Source organism: Pantoea sp. MBD-2R (genome assembly GCF_039134845.1).
In the GTDB taxonomy this organism is placed as follows: domain Bacteria; phylum Pseudomonadota; class Gammaproteobacteria; order Enterobacterales; family Enterobacteriaceae; genus Erwinia.
In genome coordinates this window covers 3,317,812-3,333,357 of record NZ_CP152417.1, presented here as the reverse complement: position 1 = coordinate 3,333,357, position 15,546 = coordinate 3,317,812, and the positions used below count along the sequence as shown (strand labels likewise).

Below are 15,546 nucleotides of genomic sequence, written 5' to 3'. Positions count from 1 at the left end.
TCCTATGGCTGACAACAGCTCCGCACGTCGTTTTTCCCGTATCGAACGTCTTCCCCCTTACGTGTTCAATATCACCAGCGAACTAAAGATGGCCGCACGCCGTCGTGGTGAAGATATTATTGATTTCAGTATGGGCAACCCGGATGGCCCCACGCCGCCGCATATTGTTGAAAAGCTGTGTGCGGTTGCCCAGCGCGAAGATACGCATGGCTATTCCACTTCACGCGGGATCCCACGCCTGCGCCGGGCGATTTCACGCTGGTATGCCGACCGCTATCAGGTCGATATCGATCCCGAGTCGGAAGCGATTGTCACCATCGGTTCGAAAGAAGGGCTGGCGCACCTGATGCTGGCCACGCTGGATCATGGCGACACCGTGCTGGTGCCTAACCCAAGCTACCCGATCCATATTTATGGTGCCGTTATTGCGGGCGCTCAGGTACGGTCAGTCCCGCTGGTTGCGGGCGTCGATTTCTTCAATGAACTCGAACGCGCCATCCGCGAAAGCTATCCCAAGCCGAAAATGATGATCCTGGGTTTCCCTTCGAATCCCACCGCGCAGTGCGTGGAGCTGGATTTCTTCGAACGGGTTATCGCGCTGGCGAAGCAGTATAACGTGTTGGTTATCCACGATCTGGCCTATGCCGATATCGTCTACGACGGCTGGAAAGCGCCGTCGATCATGGAAGTGCCCGGTGCGCGCGACGTGGCGGTAGAATTCTTCACGCTGTCGAAAAGCTATAATATGGCTGGCTGGCGCATTGGCTTTATGGTCGGCAACAAAGAGCTGGTGGCCGCGCTGGCGCGCATCAAAAGCTATCATGACTATGGCACCTTCACGCCTTTACAGGTGGCCGCGATTGCCGCGCTGGAAGGCGATCAGCAGTGCGTACGCGATATTGCAGAGCAGTATAAGCGCCGACGCGATGTGTTGGTGAAAGGGCTGCATGAGGCGGGCTGGATGGTGGAGATCCCGAAAGCGTCTATGTATGTCTGGGCCAAAATCCCGGACCATTACGCGCATATGGGCTCGCTGGAGTTTGCCAAACATCTGCTGCAGGAAGCGAAGGTTTGTGTTTCGCCAGGCATCGGTTTTGGTGACTATGGTGATACCCATGTTCGTTTTGCGCTAATTGAAAACAGCGACCGTATTCGTCAGGCGATCCGGGGCATTAAGGCGATGTTCCGGGCGGACGGCATCTTACCGGGGACGGTAAAAATCAGCGAAGAGAGCGCGGAGTAAACAGCAGAAGGGCAGGCTCGTTGCCTGCCCTCTCACGCCAGCCTGAATTACAGCATCAGATAAAACGTGCCCAGCCAGGCCAGCAGAAGAAATGAGATTCCCATCAACGCATATTTCACCAAACGACTCCTCTGAGCGGTTACCTGAGGCGATCCCGGGCCTGCGCAACGCAAACAGAACAAACACCGGAAGATTCCCCGGTTGAGGTTGCCATGAGTCAGCTCATAGCAGGATCGTTCGCTAATTTACCCGCTCTCACCGGCAAAATAAAGGCTGCGGCACTAAGAATAGTGCCTGATTTAGCGTTTTTCGATGGTCGGTATCGCCGACATTCCCACGCGCAGGCGAGGCAGATCTGCCTGACCCGGTTCCAGCAAAATCTTCACCGGCAGGCGCTGAGCCACTTTGGTAAAGTTTCCCGTGGCGTTATCAGCCGTGATAGCGGCAAAGGTAGAGCCGGTAGCAGGTGCAATACTGTCCACATGCCCGCGCAGCGTGACGCCCGGTAGCGCGTCGACTTCAATGGAGACAGGCTGGCCTGGACGTACATCGCCAAGCTGCGTTTCGAGAAAGTTAGCAACGACATAAGTTTGCTGTAACGGCACCACGGCCATCAGCCGGGTACCGGCGGAAACCCAGGCACCCTGACGGGCAGAACGTTGGCCTACTGAGCCATCGATTGGAGCAGTAATCACGGTATAAGAGAGATTCAGACGAGCCTGATCGACGCTGGCTTTAGATGCGGCAATATCGGCCTGAGCCTGACGAATGCTGGCCTCCAGGACGCCAACTTCTTTACGCGCAGCAAGCGCGGCTGCCTGGCTCTGGCGCAGCTGGGCGGCGGCTTCCTGCATTGACGCGCTGGTTTTCTGCTGCTCATCGGCCGTGGCGGTACCGCTTTTCAGCAGGCGGCGATAGCGTTCAGCATTCTGACCGGCATAATTTAACGTAGCCTGGCTGGCGCTGACGGCAGCATCGTTCTGTGCAATGGTCGCCTGCTGCTGTTCCAGCTGCGCCTGAACGCTGGTGAGTTTGGACTGACTCACCTGTAAATTAGCTTCGGCCGTTTCCAGCGCAACCCGATAGTCGCGGTCATCGATCGTCGCCAACGTGGCGCCCGCTTTAACGATCTGGTTATCGCCAACGTTTACCGTACGAATATAACCGGACACTTTTGGTGCCACTGCGGTGTAATCAGCGGTGATGACGGCATCATCAGTGCGCGCCTGGTGACGGCTCATGGCCGACCAGATGAAAAAGGCAATCCCCAGCAGGATCAGCAGCAGAACGGCCAGGGTGAATGTTCTTTTGGCAGGTGTAAAGCTCATCGTTATTATCTCGTCGCTTTTGAAACGGGTTGAAGTAAAGTTTGCGGCGGCCAGACGCGTTTCGGTAGCCAGGCGGTCAGCACGACCAGCAGCAGGGCAAAACCAATCAGCATCAGGTAAGCGTCGCTGATGCTAAGGATTACCGCCTGATGTTTTACCAGCGTGCTGAAATGACTCAGGTTTTCTGTTGAACTGACCGAGCCATCAGGCAGTAAAGGGTGAAGCGTGCTGGCGCTGGCGCTGCTGTCGGCGGTCATCAGCCAGGGGCGATTACCCAGCTGATCGACCAGGGTATGCGAATGAAACTTTTCCCGATGCGTCAGGAAATTTTCCACCAGGCTGCCGGCGGCGACGCTGGAAAAACCGCGTACGGTGTTAAACATCGCCGAGGCATAAGGTCCTTCCGGCGGCAGGATCACGCTGGTGGCGCTCATCAGTACCGGCAGGATCAGCATCGGCTGACCAAATGCCTGTAACAGCTGGATCAGCCAGAAATTCTGTCGCGCCCAGTCATCGGTAAGCTGCATGCCCAGCAGACAGGAAATGCTGAGCAGGATAGCGCCACACGTCAACATCCAGCGGCAGTCGATCCAGCGCAGGTTTAATAGCGTGGCCATCAGCGGCGCAATTAACAGCTGCGGCAGGCCGATAGTCAGCGCCAGCGGGGCAAACTGCACGGTACGAAAGCCTTCCACCTGCCCGAAATAGGCGGAGGGCAGGGCGGAACCGGAAAGCGCCACCAGCAGCACGCCAGCCAGCACCAGCAGGCCGTGCGTCAGATTTCGCCGTTCCAGCAGCTGCAATTTGAACAACGGCAGCGGATGAAACCATTCATTAATAAAGAACACGATCAGCAAAGCGGTAGAGGAAAGCAGCATCGCCACAATCAGTGGAGAGTTCAGCCAGTCCAGCCGCTCGCCCTGGCTCAGCGCCAGGATCATCAGCGCGATCCCGCTACAGCCCGTGAGCATGCCAAACAGGTCAATCTGTTTAAACCGCTCAAACCGGGTCGGATCCTGCGGTAGCCCCCAGCCAATCAGCAGGCTGGCTATCAGGACAGGCGGAATAACCTGCCAGAAAACAAACTGCCAGCCGACGGCATCCGTCCAGAAAGCGGCCAGCGAGGCAGCAACATTCGGCCCAAAAGTAGCGGTAAGGGCATAGGCAGCCAGTCCGTACAATTTAAAGGGCGGCGGCAAAAAGCGCAGCGCAACAGTCATCAATAAGGGCGGCAGCGCGCCGCCAAACAGACCCTGAATCACGCGGAACGTAATGAAAAGCGTCGGCGTAGCGGCAAAAGGCTGAAGCGCGCCGGTAAGCGCGAAGCCAAACGCCACCACCAGAGCAAAACGGCGTAGTGAAAAGGTCACGGCGAACCAGGGGGCGACCATCATCGCCGCCACTTCCGCTGCCTGATAAGCCGAGGTAATCCAACTGGCCCGATCGTAATCGAAACCGATGGCGGCCCGCACATCGGCCAGCGCCAGATCGGTCACACGGTCGTTCAGGCCGGAAGTTAGCGCAGCAATCAACACGCCAACCAAACCCAGCGCCAGGCGCAGGGTAAAAGGATGAGGAGCTGGGGCCGCTGCGGGTTGAGCATTCATAGCAGGTGCTCCGCAAAGGAAAGAATTAAAGTGATGCACTGTATTGCATTGTGATACATTCTGCGCGGATATTACATGGTGATTGGGTGTATTGCAATGCGGTACGGCCTGCCAGCAGGGGGAAAAAAGTGCTAAAGTATCGCCATCAACAAGGAAGGAAATCTCATGTCTGAACCCTCAGCTCTGCGTGAAGAAGAACGTACAGGCGGCATCCAGGTGATCTCTCGTGCTGCCAGGATATTGAATGCCCTTGGCGACAGGCCAAACGGCATGAGTCTGGGCGAGATCGCGCAGATGGTCGATCTCCCGCGTTCTACCGTGCAGCGCATTGTCGGCGCGCTGGACTCGGTACAGCTGGTACGCAGCCACGGGTCGGGCGGCGTGCGGCTAGGGCCGGCACTGTTACGCCTGATTGCGACCGTGCATACCGACGTGGTAGCGATTGCGCAGCCCTGGCTACAGGCGCTGAGTGATGCCACGGGCGAAACGGTTTCGCTTGCGCGTGCCAGCGGCTTGCAGTTAGCTATAGTGCATTATGTTGTAGCCGATCGTGAACTGCGCGTTGTACCACGCATCGGCTTAAATCTGCCGCTCTACAGCACCTCTGGCGGAAAAGCGTTACTGGCGCTGGACAGCGATGAAGAAGCGAGATTGCTGGTCGGCGATGCCTATCAGGCCATCACCGATCTGACCGTCAAAGCCTTCCCTGACCTGATGGAGCGATTACAAGAGATTCGTCGCACCGGTTTGTCGTACGATCGGGGGGAAACGCTGGAAGGCATCTCCACCATGGCGGTAGCGATAGATACCATACTGGGACGTTTTTCCATCAGCTTACTGGTCCCGTCCACCCGTTTCCAAAAGCATGAGGCGCTCTATCGTGAAGAGATCCTGAAATGCAAGGAGGCGCTGGTGCATGAGATAGGCAAAGCGGCCTTACGTGATTAACTGAGAGGGAATATGAAAAAGCTTTTAGTCGCTGTTGATAATTCCGCTATTGCGCGCAAAGTGATTTCTCTGGCTGGCGAGCAGGCACGTGCGCTGGATGCCGACGTTGTGGTGTTGTGCTGCGTGGATGCAAGCTATGCCAGTACCACCGGAGACTACGTTATCGAAGCGGGAGAAGATCCGGGTGATTTTGGCAGCGCGCTTGATGAGCAGAACACGGCGGAAGCAGCGGTACGGCAGGCGCTGGCTGAACTTCAAAACGAAGGTATCCGTGCGACCGGACGCGTGCTGGCTGGCGAATCAGCTGAAACCATCGTCGCCCATGCCAACGAGATTGGTGCATCGATGATAGTGATGGGGCGCCGTCACCTTTCCTCTTTTAACCGGCTACTGAAAGGGTCGGTGAGCGCGGCGGTCATTGAGCGCGCCAGCTGCCCGGTGCTGGTCGACGTCAGGGCCGATTAAACTGCCTCGCGTATCGCTCATGTCAGGCAGCACCCTGGCCGGACATGAGCTCTGATTTTCATCCGTTTATCTCAGGACGTTATTTTGATTTTCCAGGTTGTTATTGCCGCTCTGTGCGCCGCACTTCTGATTGTTTTTCTTTCCTGGCTACATAAAAAAGGCAAAATCAGTCGACGGCTGGCTGCGCTTTGCGGTTTCATCCTTTTGTTTGCCGGTAACATGACTTACTTCGGCGTCATCGCGCCTCAACACCAGCGACAGGCAAAACTGGCGGCGACAGAAAAGCGACTGGCCGATATGCCGGCGTTCCGCACGATCAAAGTTCAGCAACCCGAACTTTTTCAGCAGCTACAGCAAGAGTTTAACGCCGCTTTGCAGGAAGGCATGAATGAACAGCAGGCGCTGGAGGTGCTTCGTCCTGCGCTTTCCGATCTGATCAACCAGCGCATCAGCTACGTGAGCAACGCTCAGCTGCACAGTTTTATGCAAATTTCACTGGAAGAGATGAAGCTGATTCGTCAGAAAAGCGCACAGCTTTGCTATCGCTTTCTTTTTCCGCAGATCAACGGCGGCATTAATACCAGTGAAGTGTTACCCCAGGCGTTGCGGGATCGGGAAATGGCGGCCCTGGATACGTTTCTGATGCAAAGTCGCGGAGCCAAACAACCGATGGATATCGCGCGGAGCCGTGCTGACCTGCAGGCGCTGGTCGGGACGCTGTACGGCAAATGGGGCAGCGACTTACAAACGCTTAACTCACCGGCGGAAGCGGGCGTTGATAAAAGTAAGCTGTGCGATATGACTATCGATCTTTATCAATCGGTGCTGGCACTTCCGGTTAATCAATCCGCTGGCGTTTTACGTATCATACTCGACGCCAGCGCGGATTAAGCGCAAAAAAAAGCCCGCTCGCCGCGGGCATAACACTTTGTTATTATAAGTAAAATCCTGGTGTTGAGCAGACATTTCGCTGTGTCTGACGTCATATTGGCATTCATTTTCGTGGCACGCCAGTCGGCCTTCTGAATCGATTCAATCGGTAAAATATTGCATAAGCACAGTAAAGAATGTGCAAAAGCAGTCTTTTCCGATTAGAACAAACTGGCCGACCGGGTATTATGCGACACCGGAGAGAGGAGTTAAGATGAAAAAGAGTATTGCTGGCGCTCTGACGCTGGCGGTCCTGTTATTAACAGGCTGCACTTCAGGCAAACCGGGCGCTTTTGAAAAGGTGGATGAAGATCCCGCTGTAAACACCGTGCAATATCGCTTTAACCCAGAGACGGTAAATAAAGCCGCCATGCTGGAAGATGTTGAACATTACTGTTCTGAACGTGGGTTCGACAAAGTTGAAGCGATCAAACCGCAGGAAAGCCGATTGCCAGGATTAATGAAAGCCTGGTATCAGTGTAACTACAGCATTAAAAGTTAATAAAAAAGGCGGGAATAACCCGCCTGGAAAACTGCATTATTTTATTTTTATATTGCTGTGTGCAGGCTTTGCCCGCTTAAGGGTGATTCACCCTCTTATAATGCCTTTCTTACCAGCCCCGATGTGGCCCGTGTCCATGGTGATTACCGCCATGATAGCCGCCACCGTGATGGCCGCCGCCCCGGTAGCCATCGTGTATAATACAACCATTCAGCATCATCATTACACCCAGAACAGTCGCAACCTTAATTATTTTTTTCATGGTGAATACTCCTTCACTTTTCTATAGCTGCCAATTTACGAGAGAAAAGTGGAAGAATAATGATGGAAATGTAGAGTTATTTCCGTAAATATTACCAAATAATTCTGTACGGCAAATACTAGTCTTTTAAACGTTGCGATAAATAAGATAAGGCTTAAAAAAAGAGAGATCGGCCTGGAATATTCTTAAATCCCCCGACTGCGTACAAGATATTCCTGTAATTGAATTTGCGTTAATTTCAGCAGAAGCCGCGTTATGCAGTAAACTTAGCTCTGCAATTCACTCCAGGTCACTACAAGGAAAAATTATGGCTTATCAGGTAGACAATGTGCTGGCGGCTCAGGCGGAACTGGGCGAATGTCCGGTCTGGTCAGTGAGCGAACAGGTACTCTGGTTTGTTGATATTCTGGCACCGGCTCTGCATCGTTTTAATCCACAAAGTGGCGAGCATCGTGCCGTGCCGGTGGCGGAGCATATTGGTTGTTTTGGCCTGAACGAAGACGGCGGTTTTGTGGCGGCCTTACGCAGCGGCGTATGCATGCTGGACGAGCAGGGGAAGATTACCCGTCGTATCGCGCCGAATCCGGGTGAAGCGGAACGTAGCCGCTTTAACGACGGACGGGTTGATCGGTTTGGCCGCTTCTGGTGCGGTAGCCTGTGGGAACCGCAGGACCGCAATGGCGGCAAGCTATGTCGACTGGACGAAAACCTGAAGCTGACCGTGGAAGCGGAAGACGTGATGATTTCCAACGGACTGGCTTTCTCACCGGATAACCGCTGGATGTATCATACCGATACGCCTAACGGCGTGCTTTACCGTTATCCGGTCGATGACCAGGGCGATATTGGCCCGCGTGAGGTATTACAGCGTTTTAAACAGGAAGAGGGCGGATTGCCCGACGGCGCGGCAATCGACAGTGAAGGCTTTTACTGGGCAGCGATGTTTGATGGCTCGCGGGTCATTCGGCTTGATCCCCGCAATGGTCAGATTGTCGATGAAATTCCACTGCCGGTACGCTGGCCGACTATGGTGGCGTTCGGCGGCCCCGATCTGAAAACGCTGTATATCACCAGCTCGCGCGAAGGGCGCAGCGAAGAAGAACTGGCCCAGTATCCGCAGTCTGGCGATCTGTTTGCAGTTCGGGTTAATGTTGCCGGGCTACCTGAGCCGACATTCCGGGCAAAGAAATAATACAAAAGCGCGAGGCTGCCATTTCCTGGCGGCCTCGCGCTGGTATTTCAGGCATGCTGTAGCGTTTTGCTCTCTTTCGCCGGACGATGTGGCATGCGGATAGTGACCGACATGATCAGCGACAGGGCGAGCAGGGCGATAATCAGGCTGAACGTCACCATAAAGCCGCCAAACAATGAAGCAATCAACGACCCCATCACGCTACCAATCCCAAAGCCAAGATAGATCAGGCCGTAGTTTTTCGTCAGGTTATTCAGGCCGAAGAAATCGCTGACCAGGGAAGGATAAACGGTAATGGTGCCGCCAAAACTAAAGGCAATACACGCCAGAGAGAGGAAGAAAGTGGTCTCATTCATCTGGCTGAAAAGCAGAATACTCATGCCGGTCAGTGAAACAACCTGGGCAAGCGTGATAACGCGAATGCGCGCCATTTTATCTGACAGCACGCCCAGTACCAGCCTGCCGCTTAAATTGGCGATAGCGATGATTGTTACCGCATTCGCGGCCGTTGAGGTTGAGAGATGCACCAGGCCTTCACCAATATCTTTCGCCACGCCAATCACATACAGACCACTCATACAGGCAGTCAGGAACATCACGGCCAGCATCCAGTATTGCGGCATGCGCACGGCTTCCGCCAGCGAGAAATCCCGGGCGCCTGTCTCTTTACCATTGCTCACAGGCTGTTGTTTTGGTGCATCTTTCATTAATAACGCCCCGGCGATTATCATCACCATCGCCAGACCGCCCCAGATAATAAACGTCGTTTCCAGGCTGTTGACGCTTAACAGATAGCTGCAAATAAATTTAAAGCCCAGGCTGCCCAACCCGTAAGCGCCGATGGCGCAGGCAGAGATAACGCCTTTGCGTTCAGGGAACCATTTCACACAGTTTGACAGGGTCATCAGATAGCCCGCGCCATCGGCCAGACCGACCAGCACGCCTGCACTGAGATAAAGCATAAACAGGTTGCTGGCATGTGCCGTCAGAAAAAAGCCTACCGCCATCAACACTCCCGCGCCGATAGCCACATTACGCACGCCAAATCGCTCCTGTAATTTTCCAGCGAGTGAAGAGGCGATAGCCAGTCCAAGGCTCAGTAATCCGAAGGAAAAAGCGATCTGGCTAACCGGTGCGTCCAGCTTTTGCGATAGCTGACCATTGAACAGGCTCCAGGTATAAACAGAACCCAGTGCAAACTGCGTGATGATGGTACCGATCAGCGTTAACCAACGGGTGCGGTTAACGCTGTGACTGACAGGCCTTGTGCTCATGGCAGGCTCCCGGGAGAAGTTGAAGAAATTAAGCACATAGTAAGGCGGGACTTTCGCGCGCGGGGACAATACGGCATGAACTGCCGTCAGAGCGGAATGAAATGCCGCTGAGAAGGAATGAACGGCAGGCTGCTGCGGGGGCTGCACTTCACGGGCCGTTCATGGCCCGTGAAGCTTTGCTCTGGGCGTATGCCCCTTCGCTTCAGGTTTGTCAGTAGTCTGAAGCCAATCCGCGCAGGAGCTGCCCGTCTGGAATTAACTCGCTGACGCTATCCGCAGATTGCGCAGATCGTTGCCGGTTGGCGTCTGATGCACGCGCAGATCGAACTCTGCCAGCACGGCGAAGATATGATCGAAAATATCAGACTGAATTTTTTCATACTCCAGCCAGACGGTGGTGTTGGTAAAGACATAGACTTCCAGCGGCAGGCCATCGGCGCCCGGGGCCAGCTGACGTACCATTAGCGTCATGTCTTTGCGCGTTTGCGGATGCGCCTGTAGCCAGGCTTCCAGCCACGCACGGAAAGTGCCGATGTTGGTCATATGACGGCCGTTTAGCGGGGTGGTCACATCGCAGCCGAGTTGCGCATTATGGTTTGCCACCTCTTCGCTTTTGCTCTCCAGATAAGGCGTTAACAGCTGAGCGCGTTTCAGCCGTGCAACGTCTTCATCAGTCATAAAACGGATGCTGGTGGTATCAATGTTAATGCTGCGCTTGATCCGACGCCCACCTGATTCTGACATCGCCCGCCAGTTTTTGAACGAATCGGAGATCAGCGCATAGGTAGGGATAGTGGTAATGGTATTGTCCCAGTTACGCACTTTTACCGTCGTCAGTGCGATATCCACGACCGAACCATCCGCGCCATATTTAGGCATATCCAGCCAGTCGCCCATCTTCAGCATGTTATTGGCCGAAAGCTGGATACCGGCGACCAGACCAAGGATGGGATCCTTAAACACCAGCATCAGCACAGCGGTCATCGCCCCTAAACCGGTCAGCAGCACCAGCGGCGATTTGCCGATCAGGACAGAAATAATCATCAGCGCGATCAGCAACGCGGCAATCAACTTCATGCTCTGAAAAATGCCGCGAAGCGGCAGCTGGTGCGCCAGCATGCTTTGTTCTGACAGATCGAGCGCGACATCAAGCAGCGAAAAGAACATCAGAAGGCTGAAAACCATCAGCCAGATCTGACTGGCAACCAGCAGAACCGTATAGACAGGTTCTATGCCGGTCAGAAAAAGGTCGAGCTGAATTTGCAGCAAAATGCCCTGCATCACCAGCGCGAAACGGCTAAACAGCTTGTTGTCGATCAGCGATTTTGGCCACTGACGTGAAGACTTTTCCGACAGTCGGCGTAAAAATGGCAGCACCGCCCGGTGAAGAATAGCGTGCGCAATCAGTGAGATAATTAAGATAACGACAAGAATAGCGACCAGCGCTATCAAGGATGAATAAGGCAGCTCAAAGTCGTTAAGCCAGCCAATAAAGTACTGATACATAATATTTTCCCTGTAGTAAAACTTGTCCAAAGCGTTCTCTGGCAAAGACGTAAGCCACACCGCAGTTTTCTTTGACCCCTGCAGCGGGGCGTCAGGGTAGCCTGGCAGTAAGCCAGAGATCAATCGGCACTCTCCCGGCTTTGCTGTTTTTTACAGAAGAAAATTTCGCCGGAATTGATCCAGTTTTCATCACGGCTGCCGATAATCCAAAGAAGTGATGCTCAACAATCACACACTCCGCACTCTATCCGTTTTCCCTGTGACGCTTTTGCTAAGGAAATGACCATGCCTGGGATACCCGCTCGCCTGTCCGGAAAATTGATGTTCGGCGGCGTTACAATGCTGCTGTTAACGCTGCTGATTGTTTATTTTGCGATTTCCCTGCGTGGGCAGCCGCGCGTCATTGCAGCCAGTAACCGCTTGATCCAGCAGACCGGAGAAAATATTGTCGGCCAGCTGAACCAGCAACTGGCGCGTACTGAAGGTGAAGTGGTGAGTGTTGCGCGGCTGGCAGAAGTGTTGCCACATCAGCCCGAGCTGTTTAAAAGCGTTTTGCCACAAATTATCGACAGCAAAGGTGATAAGAGCGTGGCGGGCGGAGGGATTTGGCCCGAGCCTGGCGCCTTTACCGAAGGCGTGGCGCGCCGCAGCTTCTTTTGGTCGCGAGGTGCAGATGGCTCCCTGGCTTATTCCGACGGCTATAACGCGGCCAGCAGTGCCGGCTATCATAATGAAAGCTGGTATACCTCGACCCGGGACGCTTCACGCAGCAAATGTAACTGGTCAGAAGTTTATCAGGATCCTGTTTCACTGGTGAACATGGTGACCTGTAGCGTTCCCTACACGCAGGGCGAAAAGTTTGCCGGCGTGGCGACGTTTGACGTTCTGTTGGATGATCTTTCCGCTTTTATGGTGCGTAACGGTAATCTTACCGGTGGCTACGCTTTTGCGTTAGATCAGGCTGGTAACGTGCTCTACTTTCCTGGCAATAGCGATAAGACGCTGAAAAAATTCGGTACGTTGGCTGCTCAGCAAAAATGGCTGCTCAGCGTGCAAGAATCCCTGGGTACTGTGCAGGCAGCGGCACCGACCACCCTCAATAATATTGAAGACGGCATTCTTAAAACCGACGTTCAGGTGACGCTGTTTAAGATGCAAACTACCGGTTGGGTTATTGGGCTGGTCACGCCGCAGGCGAAAGTCACCGCGCTGGCGGATAATATCCGGCAGGATATTTTTGTCGTACTCATCCCGGCGCTGCTGATCCTGCTGGCTTGTGTCTGGTTGTTTGCCCGACGCATGGCGGCCCGGCTGGAATCGACCCGAACCGCGCTGGACGAAATCGCGCTGGGCGACGGCGATTTAACCCGCCGTCTGGAAACCACGGGTAAAGATGAAATCACCGACATCGCGCTCTCTTTTAATCAGTTCGTGGATAAAATCGCCAGGGTGATTACCAGTGTGCAGGCGAGCGGCGTGAACGTTGCTGCTAACGCCAGTTCGCTGGCGGAAAGCAACCAGGCATTTTCTGCCAAAATTGGCGATCAGGCTTCCGCGCTGGAAGAGAGCGCCGCAGCGATGGAACAGCTCAACGCGACGGTACAGCAGAACGCGGCCAATACCCGTCTGGCGGACGAATTTACCGAGCAGACGGCACACATTGCCCGCAGCAGCAGCGAAGTCATGAATCAGGTCATTACCACGATGGCGTCGATTAAATCCTCTTCCAGCCGGGTAGGGGAAATTCTTAGCGTAATCGACGGTATTGCGTTCCAGACCAATATCCTGGCGCTGAACGCGGCGGTTGAAGCCGCCAGAGCAGGCGAGCAGGGGCGTGGATTTGCCGTGGTGGCCGCAGAAGTCCGGGCGCTGGCGCAGCGCAGCGCCGCCGCTGCTCAGGAGATCAAAGCGCTGATTAGCCAGTCTGATGCCACCGTGCTTACCGGTAGCAGGCTGGTAGAAGGTGCCGGTGAGAAGCTGGAAACCCTGGTAAACGACGTGCTGAAAGTGAAGCAGATCGTGGGCGAAATGCGCGTCGCCGGTGATGAGCAAAGTAAAGGTATCAGCGAGGTGACGCTGGCGGTTTCACAGATGGAACGCAGCATTCAGCAAAATCTGCTGTTGGTTAACCAGACAGCGGAGAATACCGAAGCGCTACGCAGTGAGGCTTCACAGCTGGCGCAGGATATCTCTTCGTTCAGGGTCGCTGCATCTTAATTCAGATACGTTGTGACGGGTCAGTCAGCGAAGCGCGGCACTCCGGTAAGAGTCGGCGTGCCGCGTGCTGTTATTGATAGCGCGGCCGCCAGGCGATTTTCTGCATCCAGCGATCGATATCTTCTGGCTCTTTCACGCCCGCCTGTTTCTCTTTAAACAGGTAGCGCACCAGCCCGCTGGCAATAGCAATTTCCGTCGACAGAATATCAGCTTGTGAAGGGTAGAGTTTGCCACGCTCGCGATCTTGTTTGCTCACCTGCTGAGCACAAAGACGCGCCGCTTCAATAAACAAAGCATCATCAATGCGTTTTGGTTTTGCGGCATAAACGGCCAGGCTTACCGCCGGGAAAATATAGAAGTTATTTGCCTGCCCGGGATAGCGTGTTTCGCCGTTGACTTTTTCCTCACCAAACTGCACGCCTGCCGCAAAGAGCGCGTTACCCTTACTCCAGTCGTAAGCCTGTTTAGCCGTGCATTCGGCATTTTTTGTCGGATTGGATAAGGCAAAAATAATCGGCCGATCGTTCAGCTCGCTTAGCGCTTTCACCACGCCTTCGGTAAACAGGCCGCCCTGCGTACTGACGCCAATCAGCATGGTCGGCTTAACGCACTCCACCACTTTTTGCAGATCCTGTTCAGCCTCCATCCTGCGGGCATAGATCTTTTGCGAATCGTTAAGATCGTTGCGGCTGGATTCGATCAACCCCTCTTTATCAAACAGCGTAATCGCCTGCCGGGCCTGTTGCCGTTCTGCCCCTTCCTGAACCATCGCCTCGACCAGCATATTTGCGATACCCGTGCCTGCCGATCCCGCACCGGCAAACAATATGCGCTGTTCAGCCAGCTTGCCGCCGGTCGTTTTCAGCGCGGTGAGCAGCCCGGCCAGAACGACGCTGGCGGTTCCCTGGATATCATCGTTATAAACCAGCGCCTGTTGCTGATAGCGTTGCAGATAACGGATCGCATCATTGCCTTCCCAGTCCTCAAAATGGATGCAGCAGCCGGGGAACACCTCGTTAACCGCCTCGACAAACTCATCAAGCAATTCGTCAAGATCCTGCTGCTGAAGCTTCTCCTCACGCAGGCCGGTATAAAGCGGATCGTCACGCAATGGCTTATTGCGGGTGCCAATATCGAGATGAATGGGAAGCAAGCCCTGCGGCGGAACGGCGGCGCAGGCGGTGTAAAGCTGGAGTTTACCAACCGGAATAGGCGCGCCGTTTGCGCCGATATCACCCAGGCCCAAAATGCGTCCGCCTGACGTGATGCAAATAAACTGCACCTCCTTTTGCGGCCAGTTGCGCAATACTTCTTTCAGGCGACCTTTCATTTTATGGGTGAGATACATGCCTTTGGGGCGGCGGTATATATGCCCATATTTTAAACAGGCATCGGCGATAGTTGGGTCATAGACCAGGGGAATAAAAGTGACCGGATCGGACATTAGCGTGGCGAAAAACAGCGTTTCGTTGCGATCGGCCAGCTCCTGGAGATAGATATATTTCTCAATATCGTTAGGTTTGCCGTCAAGATGTTCCAGCACGCGCTTAATCTGCGTTTCCAGAGAATCCACTACTGGCGGCAGCAATCCTTCCAGATGAGCCTCGACTCGTTCCTGCTGGCTGAAAGCGGTGCCTTTATTTAGCGTGGCAGAGTTTAAAAGACGAGTCGTATCTGGTGTGGTCATAAATACTCCTTAAAAATCTAAGCGTTGGCTTTTTATTTATAAGAAGTAAGTCTGGTAGAAAGCACAAGGCTTTGCCGGAGGAAATGTAACAAAACCCAAAAGGCAGCCTGAGAGGAACAATGCCTGCCGAAAAAAACCTCGCCGTAACGAGGTTTCAGGATTACTTGATATAGCTGCGAATGGCGTCGGCAATGGCTTTGTTCGGCCCGCGGTGATCTTCACGATGCTCGGTATCATCAGCAACTTTCTGCAAATATTTGTTCAGCTTGCCGCCCGTAGGAACATTGCCGTAAGCGATCAGCATCTGCACGATTTGTCTGAGCGCCAGCAGCTCTACGGTAAGGCGTTCAACAATGGGATCTTTGTCTGACATAACTACTCCGGT

Annotated in this window: 14 protein-coding genes; 7 read left to right on the top strand and 7 right to left on the bottom strand. The window is 54.1% G+C overall.

Annotation, left to right across the window (positions count from 1 at the left end; genetic code table 11):
* Positions 1-4 precede the first annotated feature (4 nt).
* On the top strand, positions 5-1,243 hold the full coding sequence (gene alaC / locus AAGQ96_RS15255) for an alanine transaminase (protein WP_147199079.1): 1,239 nt from the start codon (positions 5-7) through the stop codon (positions 1,241-1,243).
* Positions 1,244-1,542: 299 nt separating this feature from the next.
* Here the strand turns inward: alaC and AAGQ96_RS15250 are convergent, their stop codons facing one another.
* On the bottom strand, positions 1,543-2,571 hold the full coding sequence (locus AAGQ96_RS15250; protein ID WP_147199078.1) for an HlyD family secretion protein: 1,029 nt from the start codon (positions 2,569-2,571) through the stop codon (positions 1,543-1,545).
* Between the two features lie 5 nt (positions 2,572-2,576).
* Complete coding sequence (locus AAGQ96_RS15245; RefSeq protein ID WP_147199077.1) at positions 2,577-4,178, bottom strand: MFS transporter; 1,602 nt, start codon at positions 4,176-4,178, stop codon at positions 2,577-2,579.
* Between the two features lie 165 nt (positions 4,179-4,343).
* On the opposite strand from AAGQ96_RS15245, the gene AAGQ96_RS15240 reads away from it, so the two are divergent.
* From AAGQ96_RS15240 to AAGQ96_RS15225, 4 genes are all read left to right on the top strand, one after another.
* Complete coding sequence (locus AAGQ96_RS15240; RefSeq protein WP_147199076.1) at positions 4,344-5,126, top strand: IclR family transcriptional regulator; 783 nt, start codon at positions 4,344-4,346, stop codon at positions 5,124-5,126.
* 12 nt (positions 5,127-5,138) lie between these two features.
* The gene (locus tag AAGQ96_RS15235) at positions 5,139-5,591 is read left to right on the top strand and encodes a universal stress protein (RefSeq protein WP_147199075.1); all 453 of its coding nucleotides are present in this window, start codon (positions 5,139-5,141) and stop codon (positions 5,589-5,591) included.
* Between the two features lie 84 nt (positions 5,592-5,675).
* A complete protein-coding gene (locus AAGQ96_RS15230) occupies positions 5,676-6,482 on the top strand; it encodes a hypothetical protein (protein WP_147199074.1) in 807 nt (268 codons plus the stop codon).
* A gap of 253 nt (positions 6,483-6,735) precedes the next feature.
* Complete coding sequence (locus AAGQ96_RS15225) at positions 6,736-7,023, top strand: hypothetical protein (protein ID WP_147199073.1); 288 nt, start codon at positions 6,736-6,738, stop codon at positions 7,021-7,023.
* A gap of 109 nt (positions 7,024-7,132) precedes the next feature.
* Here AAGQ96_RS15225 and AAGQ96_RS15220 read toward each other — a convergent pair whose 3' ends face one another.
* Complete coding sequence (locus tag AAGQ96_RS15220; protein ID WP_168199643.1) at positions 7,133-7,285, bottom strand: hypothetical protein; 153 nt, start codon at positions 7,283-7,285, stop codon at positions 7,133-7,135.
* A gap of 307 nt (positions 7,286-7,592) precedes the next feature.
* Here AAGQ96_RS15220 and AAGQ96_RS15215 point away from each other — a divergent pair, with 307 nt between their 5' ends.
* Entirely contained in the window at positions 7,593-8,477 is an 885-nt protein-coding gene (locus AAGQ96_RS15215) for an SMP-30/gluconolactonase/LRE family protein (RefSeq protein WP_147199072.1), read from the top strand.
* 47 nt (positions 8,478-8,524) lie between these two features.
* Here the strand turns inward: AAGQ96_RS15215 and AAGQ96_RS15210 are convergent, their stop codons facing one another.
* Together AAGQ96_RS15210 and AAGQ96_RS15205 are read right to left on the bottom strand one after the other, a co-directional pair.
* Positions 8,525-9,751 carry an MFS transporter gene (locus tag AAGQ96_RS15210; protein ID WP_147199071.1) on the bottom strand — a complete coding sequence of 409 codons (1,227 nt, stop codon included), beginning with the start codon at positions 9,749-9,751 and terminating at the stop codon, positions 8,525-8,527.
* A 255-nt stretch (positions 9,752-10,006) separates the two neighbouring features.
* Positions 10,007-11,257 carry a mechanosensitive ion channel domain-containing protein gene (locus AAGQ96_RS15205; protein ID WP_147199070.1) on the bottom strand — a complete coding sequence of 417 codons (1,251 nt, stop codon included), beginning with the start codon at positions 11,255-11,257 and terminating at the stop codon, positions 10,007-10,009.
* Positions 11,258-11,542: 285 nt separating this feature from the next.
* Between AAGQ96_RS15205 and AAGQ96_RS15200 the strand changes: the two genes are divergently transcribed.
* Positions 11,543-13,474, top strand: a complete 1,932-nt coding sequence (locus tag AAGQ96_RS15200; RefSeq protein WP_342753972.1) for a methyl-accepting chemotaxis protein — start codon at positions 11,543-11,545, stop codon at positions 13,472-13,474.
* A 70-nt stretch (positions 13,475-13,544) separates the two neighbouring features.
* On the opposite strand, the gene AAGQ96_RS15195 is transcribed toward AAGQ96_RS15200, so the two are convergent.
* Together AAGQ96_RS15195 and AAGQ96_RS15190 are read right to left on the bottom strand one after the other, a co-directional pair.
* Entirely contained in the window at positions 13,545-15,161 is a 1,617-nt protein-coding gene (locus tag AAGQ96_RS15195; protein WP_342753971.1) for an NAD-dependent malic enzyme, read from the bottom strand.
* 160 nt (positions 15,162-15,321) lie between these two features.
* Complete coding sequence (locus AAGQ96_RS15190) at positions 15,322-15,534, bottom strand: hypothetical protein (RefSeq protein ID WP_147199067.1); 213 nt, start codon at positions 15,532-15,534, stop codon at positions 15,322-15,324.
* Between the last annotated feature and the right edge of the window lie 12 nt (positions 15,535-15,546).